The organism is Nesterenkonia natronophila (genome assembly GCF_003595215.1).
In the GTDB taxonomy this organism is placed as follows: domain Bacteria; phylum Actinomycetota; class Actinomycetes; order Actinomycetales; family Micrococcaceae; genus Nesterenkonia; species Nesterenkonia natronophila.
Genome location: NZ_QYZP01000003.1, coordinates 568,654 through 581,956, shown reverse-complemented (window position 1 = coordinate 581,956; position 13,303 = coordinate 568,654). Strand labels below are relative to the sequence as shown.

Below are 13,303 nucleotides of genomic sequence, written 5' to 3'. Positions count from 1 at the left end.
CCGGTCCCATCCCGAACCCGGAAGCTAAGACCCACAGCGCCGATGGTACTGCACCCGAGAGGGTGTGGGAGAGTAGGACACCGCCGGACACAACATAAAGAGAAGACCCCCGCGGTCTCTGCAAAGGCGCAGAGTCACGGGGGTCTTCTGCATGCCCGGTATTCTGTCTGCAGACACAACGAGAGGCCCAGATGCACGAACACACGTCAGGTGAACGTCCCACCCGTAACCCACGGGACCTGCGCCGCTCCAACCGGGACGAGCGGGATCGTTCCCCAGAGATCGACGAGGACGTCACCGGCAAGGAACTCGACCGGGAAGCTTCACGCCAACTGGGCACGCTCACTGACACAAACCGAAAGTGGGTGGCCAAACATCTCATCATGGCGGGCCGCCTGCTGGAGATCGACCCGGAGCTTGCCTTCGAACACGCACTGGCCGCGTCCAGGCGCGGTGGTCGGCTCGCTCTGGTGCGGGAGGCCGTAGGTCTCACCGCATATGCCGCCGGCGACTACGCTGAGGCCCTGCGGGAACTCCGCACTTACAGGAGAATCAGCGGTGACAACACCCACCTTGCGGTCATGGCCGATTGCCTCCGCGGCATTGGGAAGCCGGACAAGGCAGTCGAACTTTCTCAGGAGCCAGAAGCTCAGAAACTCAGCGGTTCAGCGCGTGCCGAACTGGCCATGGTCGTCTCAGGTGCGCACCGGGATCAGAATGACCTCACGGCGGCAATGCGAGCACTCGAAGTGCCTGAGCTGGATATCAATCGGGCCTACACATTCAGCCCCCGCCTGTTCGCCGCGTATGCAGACGTTCTTGAGCACCTGGGCCGAAGCAACGATGCCCAGAAATGGCGAGCCCGGGTGGCAGTAGCAGAGAAGGCACTTGGTACCGGCGCGTTCGAGGAACCGGAAATTCTTGACTTTGACGATGATGAGGAAGCGCATGCAGCACCGCGACTCAAAGACGTTCTGCCCCCGAGCGAAGGCGCCGAGAAGGGTCGTTCATGGCGTTGATTGACCAATTCGACGGGGTCCTGTTTGACCTGGACGGGGTTCTCTACGCCGGTGCGAAGGCAATCCCTGGCGCACCTGAGGCCGTGACTGAACTTTCGCGACGCGGCATCCAGTCTGCGTTCGTCACGAACAATGCTTCCCGTTCAGCGGCGAAGATCGCCGAACATCTGGTGGAACTGGGGATTTCCGCCACGCCGGATCAGGTCTACGGGTCGGCCACGGCAGGTATCAAGCTCATGAGCGGCTACGTGCCAGCACCGGCCAAGGTGCTCGTTACCGGCAGCGACTCCCTGCGGGCACTGTGCCGTGAAGCCGGGTACACAGTGGTGGATTCGGCAGATGCCTCTCCAGAGGCCGTCATCCAGGGGTTTGAGCCGACACTTGGCTGGACGGATCTCGCTGAGGCTGCCTATGCGATCAACCGCGGAGCGTTGTGGTTCGCCACCAATCTTGACCGCAGCGTGCCCCGCGAACGCGGCGTTGCCCCAGCCAACGGCGCCCTGGTGGAAGCGATCAGCTTCGCCACCGACCAGCGCCCCCGCGCGGCGGGGAAACCCGAACCTGAGATGTTCAGCCAGGCGGCGCGGGCCCTGAGCCTGACCAACCCGCTGGTGATCGGCGACCGACTGGACACTGACATATTGGGAGGCAACCGTGCTGGATTCACCAGCGCCCTCGTGCTCACAGGGGCAACTACGGAGGCTGAGGCCCGTGCTGCCAGCGGCGAGGAGAGGCCGGACATGTTGATCTCCTGCCTTGCAGACCTCTTCGCCAGCGAACAGTCTGATCCGAGGTCGTCATGAGAGCGACTGAAGAAACCCCTTCGGAGCTGACTGTGGAAGAGGTAGAGCGACAAATCCATGACGCTGAGAAGCTGCACAGCCACCTCACAGAACGGTTGAGCCGGACCGGCCCACGCGCCGTAAGCAAGGAATGAGATCCAGGTGTCAGACGCCGAGGCCAGATCCGAGAGGCTCGACAGGGCGTTGGTGACCGCCGGGCTGGTCGGCAGCAGGAGCCGGGCCCATCAGCTCATCGAGGCCGGAAATGTCACTGTCGATGGCGTCGTCGTGCGCAAAGCCTCCACAAAGGTGCGCGCCGGACAACGGCTGCAGACCAATGAGGACGACCACTGGGTGAGCCGGGCGGCCCATAAGCTGCTGGGGGCGCTGGAGGCTTTCCCAGACATCGACCCCACCGGGTTGCGCTGCCTCGACGCAGGCGCTTCGACCGGCGGATTCACTCAGGTGCTGCTGAGCAGGGGAGCTGAACACGTCGTGGCCGCCGACGTGGGGCACGGACAACTCTCAGCGCAGCTCCAAAAGGATTCTCGAGTCACCAATGCCGAAGGTGTCAACCTCCGTTACACCGGTCCTGGTGAGTTGGGACCGCATTTCGGGGTGATAGTGGCGGACCTGTCGTTCATCTCTCTGCGTCTGGTGGTGCCTGCTTTGGCTGCCCAGGCGGATCCCGGAGCCGATATGTTGCTGATGGTCAAACCTCAGTTTGAAATCGGACGCGACCGACTGGGCAGAACCGGGGTCGTCACCAGCCCGCAGCTGCGTCGCGAAGCCCTACAAGCTGTGGTCGACTCGGCAGCTCAGGCCGGGCTCGTACCCAGAGGCGCTGTGCGATCTTCGCTGCCAGGGCAGGATGGCAACGTCGAATTCTTCCTCTGGGCGCACTCGCCGGCGACGAACGCAGAGTCCGCGGCTGACGATAGGCTGGGGCAAGCCGACCTGGACAGGATCGAATTCGGCGACTAGACGATGCAGGAGGACGAAGCATGCGAGCGGTACTCGTGCTGGCTCACACCGGTCGCCGTGATGCGGTGGACGCGGCCGTCACAGTGGCCGCAAATCTCCATGCCGCAGGTCTTCGCCCCGTCATGCTCCAGGAGGACCTGGACGACATCAGCGCCATCGCCGGAGGTCGTTTAGCTGATAACGGCGTCGCGGTGGCCGGCCAGCAGGTGAGTCTCCGCGAATGCGAGATCGGTATGGTCCTCGGCGGCGACGGGTCCATTCTCCGAGCAGCACACCGAGTCCGGCACGCTCGGCTGCCGCTGATGGGCATCAACTTGGGTCACGTGGGGTTTCTGGCAGAGTCGGAACGGACACAGCTGGATGAGTCTGTGCAATGGGTCATCGACCAGAACTACACCGTAGAGGAGCGGATGACCCTCGATGTCCAGGTCTGGCACGCAGACAAGCATCTGGGCGCCAGCTGGGCGCTCAATGAGGCCAGCATCGAAAAGGCCTCCCGCCAGCGCATGATCGAGCTGGTGATCGAAATCGATGGGGCTCCGGTCTCGGCTTTCGGCTGTGACGGTGTGGTGATGTCCACGCCCACGGGATCGACCGCATATGCCTTCTCCGCAGGCGGCCCTGTGGTCTGGCCGGAAGTCCAGGCCATGGTGATGGTCCCGATCTCCGCCCATGCACTCTTCGCCCGCCCACTCGTGATCGATCCCGTGTCGGTGATGGGTGTGGAACTGCTTCAGCGCAACGACGAGCAGGGGATTCTCTGGTGTGATGGCAACCGGTCCATGGAGCTGCCTGCAGGTGCACGCGTAGAGGTGACACGCTCAGAGACCCCAGTGCTCCTGGCTCGGGTGCACAGGACCCCCTTCTCACAGCGGCTGGTGGACAAGTTCAACCTCCCCACCACTGGTTGGCGCGGCCCAGTTGAGGCGACCACCACGGCATCGCCAGCAGAGTCGAGCAAGGAGGTCTGAGTACGCGGTGATCGAGCATCTGAGCATCAGCGACCTCGGAGTCATAGAACGCGCGGAGCTGGAACTTGCCCCTGGATTCAACGTCGTCACCGGTGAAACCGGTGCGGGCAAGACTATGGTGGTCACCGCGTTCAGCCTCCTGTTAGGTGCCCGAGGAGACGCCACAACTGTTCGTTCCGGTGCCGCCAAAGCCGCCGTTGACGCCGAGATCATCGTCGACCGGGACCATCCTGCGCACGTCAAGGCACAGGAAGCCGGTGTGTTAATGGATGACTCGGGCGAAACTCCGGATTCAGCACACGGAAGCGGATCTGCGGAACCGCTGCTGCTGGGCCGTGCTGTCAGTTCCAAAGGACGCAGCCGTGCCACCCTTTCTGGCCGAGCCGTTCCCGTGTCGCTGCTCGGTGGAGTGGGATCCGAACTCGTCACCCTTCACGGACAGAGCGACCAGCTACGACTGAAGGCAGCCGCCGCCCAGCGCGCAGCCCTAGACAGTTACGCCGGACCTCCGGGCAAGCAGCTGTTGGCCCAGTATCGGGAATCGTTTGAAGCGTTCCAGCGGCAAAAGGCCGAATTGGATGACATCACCGCCAACGAACTGGAGCGCCGCCGCGAGGCGGAGCAGCTGCAGCGTGCTCTGGAAACAATCGACGGCGTAGATCCGCAGCCGGGGGAGGACGAACAGCTCAGAGCGGAGTCCATGCGGCTGGACAACCTCGAATCCCTTCGCCGCGCAGCACGGAGCGCCCAAGCGGCACTCTCAGGAGGGGATGCGGCAGAGGTGATAGAGCTGGGCCCTAACGCAGCGGAGCTGCTCGACACCGCCACCCAGGCGCTCACTGCAGTCTCTGACCAGGACCAAGACCTTGCGGAGATCTCCCGACAGATCAGTGAGGTCTCCACCCTGCTCACGGACGCAGCTTCCCAACTGGGCCTGTACGCGGCAGGGCTTGACGAGACAGGCCCCGAACGCGTCGCAGAAATCCACTCCCGCCGTGCGGAGATCGACAAGCTGCTCAGGCTCTACGGCCCAGAAATCACTGATGTGCGCAGCTGGGCGGCTGAGTCGCGTCAGCGGCTGGAGACCCTGGATTCGGACAGTGATCGGATCGAAGAGCTCACCGAGACCGTCGGTCAACTGCAGGCACAGCTCTGGGAACAGGCTAAGCAGCTGACCCAGCTTCGGTGCGAGGCCGCTGAACGACTGGGAGAGGGGGTAGGCGCTGAGCTGACTGCCCTGGCGATGCCGCAGGCGCGCCTGGTTATAGAAGTGGAGTCCACCGAACAGCTGAGTCGCCACGGTGCAGATACCGTCACCTTTCTGCTCCAGCCGCACTCTGGCGCGGATCCGCTTCCGTTGGGCAAGGGAGCCTCCGGCGGTGAGCTCTCCCGTGTCATGCTTGCCCTGGAAGTCGTGCTCGCCGAACAGCAGGGAGCGCGCACCTTCATCTTCGACGAAGTCGACGCCGGCGTGGGTGGCAAGGCCGCAGTGCAGATCGGGGAGCGTCTCGCCGCCCTGGCCCGCCACGCTCAGGTCATCGTGGTCACCCACCTACCTCAAGTGGCCGCCTATGCTGACCACCACATCAGAGTTCATAAGACCGCCCAGGCTGGCGGCGGAGTGACTGCGTCCGATGTTCGGGCCCTCTACCATCAGGAACGGGTCGCAGAGCTGGCCCGGATGCTCGCCGGGCAGGAAGACTCATCCTCCGCCCGAGCCCACGCAGCCGAGCTGCTCGAGACAGCCGCCCAGGTGGCGGCGTCGTAATGATACGAAAACTCATCCAGAGTGATAGGTTGGAACTCCGTGGCTCAGCGAAATAACTCCCGGAATCAGAACAGTCCCGACACCAGCCGTCAGATCTTTGTGACCGGTGGTGTCGTCTCCTCCCTCGGCAAAGGCCTCACCGCCTCCTCGCTGGGACATCTGCTTCGAGCACGCGGACTCTCAGTGGTCATGCAGAAGCTCGACCCTTATCTGAACGTCGACCCAGGGACCATGAACCCGTTCCAGCACGGCGAGGTGTTCGTCACAGAGGATGGAGCTGAAACCGACCTCGACATCGGTCACTACGAACGCTTCCTGGACGAGAACCTCGACGGGCTCAACAATGTCACCACCGGTCAGATCTACTCATCGGTCATTGAGAAGGAACGGCGCGGTGACTACCTCGGTGACACCGTGCAGGTCATTCCGCACATCACTGATGAGATCAAGCGCCGCATGCGGCTGCCCGCAGAATCCGCGGAGGCACCGGATGTGATCATCACAGAAATCGGCGGCACCGTCGGCGATATCGAATCCCAGCCATTCCTGGAGGCTGCGCGCCAACTGCGTCAGGACATCGGCCGGGAGAACGTGTTCTTCCTCCATGTCTCCCTGGTGCCCTACATCGGACCGAGCCAGGAGCTGAAGACCAAACCTACCCAGCACTCGGTGGCAGCCCTGCGGTCACTGGGCATCCAGCCTGACGGCATCGTGCTGCGCAGCGACCGGGAGCTTCCCGCCGATATCCGCGGCAAGATCTCCCGCATGTGTGATGTGGACGCCGATGCGGTCATCAACTGTGCCGATGCCCCCAGCATCTATGACATTCCTAAGATCCTGCACAAGCAGGCCATTGACGCCTATGTGGTGCAGTCCCTGGACCTGAAGTTCAAAGACGTGGACTGGACCAAGTGGAATCGGCTGCTCAGTGTGGTGCACCACCCCGATCATGAGGTGGAAGTGGCCCTGGTCGGAAAATACATTGACCTGCCGGACGCTTACCTCTCAGTATCCGAGGCGCTGCGCGCCGGAGGGTTCGCCCACCACGCCAGGACTAGGATCCGCTGGATTCCCTCTGATTTGTGCTCCGATCCGGAGGGAGCTGCCAAGAGCCTTGCCGGCGTGGACGCCATCTGTGTCCCGGGAGGATTCGGCGTGCGCGGCCTGGACGGCAAGATTGGCGCACTGCGGTATGCCCGCGAGAACAGAGTTCCCGCCTTGGGGCTCTGCTTAGGACTGCAGACCATGGTCATGGAGTATGCCCGGAACGTGCTCGGCATGGCGCAGGCCAACTCCACGGAATTTGATCCGGAGACGCAGTACCCAGTCATTGCGACCATGGCCGAACAGAAGAGCTTCGTGGAAGGTGCAGGTGATCTGGGCGGAACCATGCGCCTGGGTTCCTACGAGGCTGCCCTGGCTGAGGGCAGCGTGGTAGCAGAGGCGTATGGATCGACCGCGGTCTCAGAACGTCATCGGCACCGCTACGAAGTCAACAATGCCTACCGCGAGCAGCTTACTGCCGCAGGACTGGTGTTCTCCGGCACCAGCCCGGACGGACTGCTGGTGGAGTTCGTGGAGCTCCCCAAGGACGTGCATCCCTACTACGTCTCAACTCAGGCGCACCCGGAGCTGAAGTCCCGCCCCACGAACCCGCACCCGCTGTTCGCTGGGCTTATCGGAGCCGGGCTCGCGCGCCGAGGCTGACCTGCTGTGAGCGGCCGGGAGGGTCAGCGGGGTTCTTTCCGCAAGGAGGCGACGTCCTCTGCGCTGTGGCCGGAGGTGGCAGATTACCTGGCCCACCTCCGCATTGAGCGTGGCTCCTCCACGAACACCCTGGCCTCCTACGAGCGCGACCTCTGTCGGTACGCGGCGTACCTCAGCAGCAGGGGGGTGGAGTCGCCGGCCGCTGTGGACACTGGGCATGTCGCAGACTATCTGCAGGCTGTCACCACTGGCGCAGATGAGGGGTCTCTCCTCGCGGAGCGTTCGGTGGCGAGGATGCTCGCCTCCGTGCGGGGGCTGCACAAGTATTGGGCTCAGGAGGGAAGAGCAGGGTTCGACGCCGCCAACGACGTCGCAGCCCCCACCTTGGCGCAGTCACTCCCCAAGGCGCTGACCGTGGATCAGGTCACCCGGCTGATCGACACCCCGGACGCCGCGACTCCGCTCGGGCTGCGAGACCAGGCTCTGTTGGAGTTCCTCTATGCCACCGGTGCCCGAATCGGGGAGGCCGTGGCGCTGGACGTCGATGACGTGCACTCACTGCAGGCCACCGGCCAAGAGGGCCTGGTGCTGGTCCGGGTGACGGGCAAGGGCAATAAGCAGCGCATGGTGCCCCTAGGTCGCATGGCGCAGAAGGCACTGGGCGACTATCTCACCGCCGGTCGGCCAGCTCTCGCGGAGACGTCGCCGGGGCGCCCCAGGAGAAACTCCCCGGCTTTGTTCGTCAACAAGCTGGGAGGACGACTTTCGCGCCAGTCCGCGTGGGAGATGCTGAGGAAGACCGCTCAGGCGGCTGAGCTGAGTGATGTGGTGTCGCCGCACACTCTTCGGCACAGCTGCGCGACTCATATGCTCGAAGCCGGTGCGGATATCCGCACAGTGCAGGAGCTGCTGGGTCATGCCTCAGTGACCACCACGCAGATTTACACCAAGGTCACAGCGGAGACACTGCAGGAGACCTATCTCACCGCACATCCGCGAGCGCTCTGAGCGCTCGTTGCTGAAGAAAGGCCTAACATGGATGCTCTGCTGCTGTTGCTGGAGCTGATGGGTATATTCGCGTTTGCGGTCTCGGGCTCGCTCCTGGCTGCCCGGAAAAAGTTCGATCTGGTGGGGTCGCTGCTCTTGGCCAGCCTTGCCGGATTGGGTGGGGGCGTGACCCGTGACGTGATGATTTCGCAGGGTTTGCCGGTGGCTCTGGCGAATCCGCTGCTTCTCCTGCCGGTGCTCTTGGCTGTTGTGTTGGTGGCCACGCGGCTTCTGCACGAAAACCGGTTGCGGCGGACCATGCTGGCGTTCGATGCGATGGGACTCTCGCTGTTCTGCCTCACAGGGACGGTGGTCGCCTTCGAGGCGGGCCTGAACCCGGTGGCCTGTGCGCTGCTGGGTTTGACCACTGCGGTCGGCGGCGGCACGCTGCGCGATGTGGTGGCCAATGAGATCCCGCAGATCGTTGTGCCCCGCGGTATCTACGCCCTACCGGCCATGCTCGGCGCTGGGCTCACTGTGCTCTTCTTGGAGCTGGGCGTCTTCAATGTCTGGTTCGGCATCGGTATTTCTTCCTTGGTCTTCACGGTGCGGATGCTCTCCCTCAGGTTCGGATGGAGGATTCCTCTGTCAGGCAAGCAGCCTCAAGCAGAGTAGGCTCCAAGGCATACTGCACCTCCGCGAGCTGCGCGATACCTAAGTCTCACTTCAGCGGCCAGACCTCGACGCCGCCGTGTGGGACCGCGCAGGGAGTATCTGAGACGATGGCTACGGCGTGATCAAGATCGTCAGCTTCGATCACCATGAAGCCGGCCACGGGCAGCCCAGAGGTCATGAAAGCGCCGGGTTTTCGCTGCGTCCCGAAGGATTGCGGACCTGGACTGGCTGCCCTGGAAAGGCCACTCGTCGCCAGTGCCATTATTGGATGAGACACGACAGAGGCTCGGTGAACTGTGGCACACCCCCGAAAGCGATTGCAATGTGCAATCACCATTAGTCGAACACGATTGGTCGCGGAGTACCACCAGCTTCGCCCGGTGCTGGCCGAAGACCCGACAGGGGGCCGTGATTGCTCATACTTCACCTCCCAACACGGCGTTCCGCCGCTGCAATTCACTGCTGAGCTGCGATGGTTTCCCTAGACTGGAGGGAATGGCGTTAGTGACTGCATCAGCCCAGCCCCCCGAGGTTTTCGGCGGGGTTCACCTCGGGCTGCTCGGCCTGACGGTGGTGCTGAGCGTCTTGACGCTGTGGGGTGTGCGGCGTATCCGTGGAACGGCCACGGAAGCCTATGCCATCAGCATTGCTGGATGGGCCCTGCTGGGGGTTTCTCTCTGGAGGATGGTCTGGTTCCTGCTTCCGCAGAACTGGAATATCGAAAACTCGCTGCCCCTGCACTTTTCCGATGCATTGCGGTTCATTGCCGCCATCGCGCTGATCACCAGGTCACGCTGGGCGATCGCGATCTCCTATTTTTGGGGGCTGACACTCAACCCTCAGGCACTGTTGACACCTCACCCCAATATGCTCATCGGGCCGTCGCTGAGTTTCTTCTTTTACTGGGGTCTGCACATTGCTGTTCTGCTGGTCCCGCTGGCGCTGATCTGGGGCGTGGGGTATCGCCCCGGATGGTGGGACTTCAGGGTCGCTTATGGTGCTGCACTGGTGTGGGCGGCATTCGCCATGGCCGCCAACGCGATCCTCGGAACGAACTACGCCTTTCTGAACCGCCACCCTGAGGGGGCGTCACTGCTGGATTTCCTGGGACCATGGCCGGTCTATGTCCTCTGGCTCGCGGTGATAGCCGCCTGCCTCTGGGCTCTCATGACCTGGCCGTGGACTTTCCGCAGGGCTGTTCCGGTGACAAGACAGGTGAGGTACTAGGTGAATAGGGTGGAGGTCCGAATCGTCATCCCGGCTCGCAATGAGGAAGATCTGCTTCCGCTGTCACTTGGTGCGGTACGGCAGGCCATTGACTATGCCGCTCATCACGAGCATCAGCCCGTCTCAGCTCGTATCACGGTGGTGGCTGACCGGTGCCGCGACAACTCCGCCGCAGCGGCTGCACAGTGGGCTGACGAGGTGATGACTCTCGACGCCGGGTCAGTCGGAGCGGCTCGCTCTGCGGGGTTTGCCACTATTTTTGACTCTGGAAACACTCGGGTTCCCGACGAGGCACTGCTGCTGTGTACTGATGCGGATTCACTTGTTCCCCGCACATGGCTCACTGAACACCTGCGCCACACTGAATCGGGGGCAGACGCTGTGGCTGGCATGGTGAGTGTGCGCGACTGGGCGGGACGGAGACCGTCACTCCAGGCGCAGTATGAGCGGGCATATGCTGCGTCGGCGACACACGTCCACGGCGCCAATCTAAGTTTCACGGCCGCCACGTACCGAGCCGTGGGGGGCTTCAGTGGGCGAGCCACAGGGGAGGACCAGGGGCTGGTGGACCGCATAGCAGCCGCTGGACTGCGCGTCGACTTCTGCTCGCGCGCTCCAGTGGTGACGTCGGCTCGGTCCGTCACCCGCGCAGAACATGGTTTCGGCCACTACCTCAACTCGCTGGAGGCTGCCTCGTGACCCAGGCGATTAGCACGGCACGCAGATGGATCAGCCAGGGGCGCGCTGATATCCCACTCCCAGGAGTTGGTGCGACAGCGGCCCGGTGGGACGTCCTGCGTCAGCTTGCACGTGAGGATCTCCCGGCGGCCCGGATGATCGAGGCGCATGCCGACGCCGTGGCGATCTGCGCTGAGCTGCGGTTGGAACAGAGGCCTCAGGCGGACTCCCTGTGGGCAGTCTGGGCCGCTGAGCCGCCCACCCCAGTCGTTCACGCGCATTTCCATGAGGGTCAGTGGAAGCTCACCGGCACCAAGCCGTGGTGCTCCGGAGCAGGTTACGCCACTCATGCTCTGGTCACCGCCCGCGCGGGGGAGGGCTCCCGACTGTTCGCGGTCGATCTCCGTCAACCGGGAGTGTCTGCAGGAAGCCTGCGATGGGCTGCTGCTGGCATGACGCAAACAGCCACCGGTGAAGTCCACTTCGACAATGTCACTGCCTCTGCCGCAGGAACTCCTTCCAGTTACCTCGATAGGCCAGGTTTCTGGCACGGTGGCGTGGGGGTGGCGAGCTGCTGGTGGGGAGGCGCTCAAGGCCTGGTGGATATCCTGCGACTTACCATCGCCGCGTCTCAACGTCTGCGTAATAACCCGCATACCTTGGCGCATCTGGGAGCGTGTCTCTCCTGGGACGCCGTGATCACCGGGGCCCTGGATTCCGCAGCCCAGGACCTGGATGCGGCACCTGAGGATTTGGCGGCGGCGCGGCAGCGGGCATTCGCCGTGCGCTCTATGGTGGAACGGGCGTGCACTGACGTCGTACACCGATTCGGCCGAGCGCTGGGGGCAACGCCCTTCGCTCGGGACGAGCGAGCCGCGCAGCGACTGCAGGATCTGCAGGTATACATACGGCAGAGTCATGCTGAGGCCGATGACGTCGAACTCGCCGAGTTGGTCCTCGCGGAGGATACAGAGGTGACCCGATGAACGGCCTTGCAGCGGGTCGACATCCGACCTCCAGCACCGAAAGCTTCGCCAGGGCTCCATTGGAGGACCCCGGTACTGCTCCCGAGGTATGGTTGAGTGCCGCGCGTGATCTGCCTGAGATACGCGTGGACGATACTCACCGGGTTGTGATCCTGGTTGCCCACCCAGACGATGAGGTGCTTGGACCGGGTGCACTGGTCGCAGACCTGGTGCGGCAGGGAAGGGCAGTGCAGCCGATCATCGTCTCGGATGGTGACAAGTCTCATGCCCACGACCCCACGGTCCATGCTGCGCACCTGGGTGAGATTCGCAGGGAAGAATCCCGTGCGGCAGCGGGTGCCCTAGGGACACCGACACCGACTTTCTTGGGTTATCCCGATGGTGAGCTGGCCGCGCACCAAGAAGCGATCATCGACAATGTCAAAGGAATCCTCAACGCCATACCGGGGGACTCTCAGCTGACTGAAACGACAACGCCGGTGACTCTCCTGACGCATTGGCAGTCCGATGGCCATCCGGACCATGAGGCCGTGAGCCGCGCTGCACGCCTGGCAGCAGCAGATCTGCGGGCACGAGGCCGTCCTGTTCATCTTCTGGAATTTCCAATCTGGGCCCTTCATTGGGACTCCCCGCGCCAGGGCTGGTTTCCGGTTCACCGGGCATTTCGCGGGTCGATGTCGCCGCCTCTGCAGTCAGCGAAGCGGGAAGCGGCGGCATGCTTCACCTCCCAAATCACACGCTGGCCAGAAGGCAGCACCCACCAGCCGGTGATGCCTGCCCATGTGATGGAACGGCTGCTTTCTGTCCCGGAGATGTTCGTCCCGATTGCTGTGCCTCCCGGCACTGTGCCCGGGTGTCACGACGGTGACGAAGATGTCGACGGTTTAGACCATTTGCGCGGTCTTTACGACGCCTCTCGAGACCCATGGGAGATGGAGACGTCCGTCTATGAAGAGAAGAAGCGCGCCGCGACACTTACATCGCTTCCCCGTCGCCGCTACTCGCTGTGCTTCGAACCCGGCTGCTCCATTGGGGTGCTCACCGCAGATCTGGCGCAGCGGGCCGACCGCGTTATTGGTTGGGAGCCCGTTGAAAGTGCGGTCCGGACAGCCCAGGGTCGAATCCGCAGCCTAGTGCGCGATGGCACTCTTTCTGCCGACCAGGTGAAAATTGAGCAGCGCGCGCTGTCCATCGAGGAAGATGAGCTGGGACCGGAGGGCTCTGATCTGCTGGTCATCTCCGAGGTGCTGTACTTCCTCCCGCGCGCGGAATTGGCGGAGATCATCAGCGGACTGTGCGCACGGGCGGCGGCAGGCGCGCATCTGGTGGCGGTCCACTGGCGGCACCCTGTCACTGGCTGGTCTGGGGGAGGATCGGACACCCATGAGGTTCTCATGACGGAGCCGCAGCTCAGGAGGCTCCACCGGGATGCCAGCCACCGCGATTACCTGCTTGAGGTCTTCGAGGTCCGCAGTCCGACAAGGAGTGAGGGACCTCAGGCCGCGCTCCCCGCATAAAA

General features: G+C 63.3%; 13 protein-coding genes and 1 rRNA gene. 13 read left to right on the top strand and 1 reads right to left on the bottom strand.

The window, feature by feature from the left end:
- From rrf to D3250_RS11625, 9 genes are all read left to right on the top strand, one after another.
- Positions 1-89 (top strand): 5S ribosomal RNA (gene rrf, locus D3250_RS11665); the annotation flags it as partial.
- A 102-nt stretch (positions 90-191) separates the two neighbouring features.
- Complete coding sequence (locus tag D3250_RS11660; protein ID WP_119903535.1) at positions 192-1,019, top strand: tetratricopeptide repeat protein; 828 nt, start codon at positions 192-194, stop codon at positions 1,017-1,019.
- A complete protein-coding gene (locus tag D3250_RS11655; protein ID WP_225973302.1) occupies positions 1,010-1,822 on the top strand; it encodes an HAD-IIA family hydrolase in 813 nt (270 codons plus the stop codon). Before D3250_RS11660 ends, D3250_RS11655 begins: the two co-directional genes overlap by 10 nt.
- 141 nt (positions 1,823-1,963) lie before the next feature.
- Entirely contained in the window at positions 1,964-2,785 is an 822-nt protein-coding gene (locus D3250_RS11650) for a TlyA family RNA methyltransferase (protein WP_119903534.1), read from the top strand.
- 20 nt (positions 2,786-2,805) lie between these two features.
- Entirely contained in the window at positions 2,806-3,756 is a 951-nt protein-coding gene (locus D3250_RS11645) for an NAD kinase (RefSeq protein WP_119903533.1), read from the top strand.
- Positions 3,757-3,763: 7 nt separating this feature from the next.
- Complete coding sequence (gene recN, locus D3250_RS11640) at positions 3,764-5,524, top strand: DNA repair protein RecN (protein ID WP_119903532.1); 1,761 nt, start codon at positions 3,764-3,766, stop codon at positions 5,522-5,524.
- 21 nt (positions 5,525-5,545) lie between these two features.
- Positions 5,546-7,231: a CTP synthase gene (pyrG, locus tag D3250_RS11635; protein WP_119903531.1), complete on the top strand. Its 1,686-nt coding sequence runs from the start codon at positions 5,546-5,548 to the stop codon at positions 7,229-7,231.
- Between the two features lie 6 nt (positions 7,232-7,237).
- A complete protein-coding gene (locus D3250_RS11630; RefSeq protein ID WP_119903530.1) occupies positions 7,238-8,239 on the top strand; it encodes a site-specific tyrosine recombinase XerD in 1,002 nt (333 codons plus the stop codon).
- A 27-nt stretch (positions 8,240-8,266) separates the two neighbouring features.
- The gene (locus D3250_RS11625) at positions 8,267-8,893 is read left to right on the top strand and encodes a trimeric intracellular cation channel family protein (protein WP_119903529.1); all 627 of its coding nucleotides are present in this window, start codon (positions 8,267-8,269) and stop codon (positions 8,891-8,893) included.
- A 46-nt stretch (positions 8,894-8,939) separates the two neighbouring features.
- On the opposite strand, the gene D3250_RS11620 is transcribed toward D3250_RS11625, so the two are convergent.
- Positions 8,940-9,155: a YciI family protein gene (locus tag D3250_RS11620; RefSeq protein WP_192892601.1), complete on the bottom strand. Its 216-nt coding sequence runs from the start codon at positions 9,153-9,155 to the stop codon at positions 8,940-8,942.
- Positions 9,156-9,388: 233 nt separating this feature from the next.
- Here D3250_RS11620 and D3250_RS11615 point away from each other — a divergent pair, with 233 nt between their 5' ends.
- Genes D3250_RS11615 through D3250_RS11600 form a run of 4 tightly spaced genes read left to right on the top strand, consistent with a single transcriptional unit; the run spans position 9,389 to position 13,301 of the window.
- Entirely contained in the window at positions 9,389-10,120 is a 732-nt protein-coding gene (locus D3250_RS11615) for a YwaF family protein (RefSeq protein ID WP_119903528.1), read from the top strand.
- Between the two features lie 9 nt (positions 10,121-10,129).
- On the top strand, positions 10,130-10,819 hold the full coding sequence (locus tag D3250_RS11610) for a glycosyltransferase family 2 protein (protein ID WP_158583139.1): 690 nt from the start codon (positions 10,130-10,132) through the stop codon (positions 10,817-10,819).
- Positions 10,816-11,784: an acyl-CoA dehydrogenase family protein gene (locus tag D3250_RS11605; RefSeq protein WP_225973300.1), complete on the top strand. Its 969-nt coding sequence runs from the start codon at positions 10,816-10,818 to the stop codon at positions 11,782-11,784. The genes D3250_RS11610 and D3250_RS11605 overlap by 4 nt, the downstream gene beginning before the upstream one ends.
- The gene (locus D3250_RS11600) at positions 11,781-13,301 is read left to right on the top strand and encodes a bifunctional PIG-L family deacetylase/class I SAM-dependent methyltransferase (protein ID WP_119903526.1); all 1,521 of its coding nucleotides are present in this window, start codon (positions 11,781-11,783) and stop codon (positions 13,299-13,301) included. Before D3250_RS11605 ends, D3250_RS11600 begins: the two co-directional genes overlap by 4 nt.
- Positions 13,302-13,303 lie beyond the last annotated feature (2 nt).

What these genes read in the sequence shown, in the direction of transcription:
- D3250_RS11645 (WP_119903533.1), top strand. Translation starts at nt 2,806, where the DNA reads ATGCGAGCGGTACTCGTGCTGGCTCACACCGGTCGCCGTGATGCGGTG.
- D3250_RS11660 (WP_119903535.1), top strand. Translation starts at nt 192, where the DNA reads ATGCACGAACACACGTCAGGTGAACGTCCCACCCGTAACCCACGGGAC.
- D3250_RS11615 (WP_119903528.1), top strand. Translation starts at nt 9,389, where the DNA reads ATGGCGTTAGTGACTGCATCAGCCCAGCCCCCCGAGGTTTTCGGCGGG.
- D3250_RS11600 (WP_119903526.1), top strand. Translation starts at nt 11,781, where the DNA reads ATGAACGGCCTTGCAGCGGGTCGACATCCGACCTCCAGCACCGAAAGC.
- D3250_RS11625 (WP_119903529.1), top strand. Translation starts at nt 8,267, where the DNA reads ATGGATGCTCTGCTGCTGTTGCTGGAGCTGATGGGTATATTCGCGTTT.
- D3250_RS11655 (WP_225973302.1), top strand. Translation starts at nt 1,010, where the DNA reads ATGGCGTTGATTGACCAATTCGACGGGGTCCTGTTTGACCTGGACGGG.
- D3250_RS11620 (WP_192892601.1), bottom strand. Translation starts at nt 9,155, where the DNA reads ATGGCACTGGCGACGAGTGGCCTTTCCAGGGCAGCCAGTCCAGGTCCG.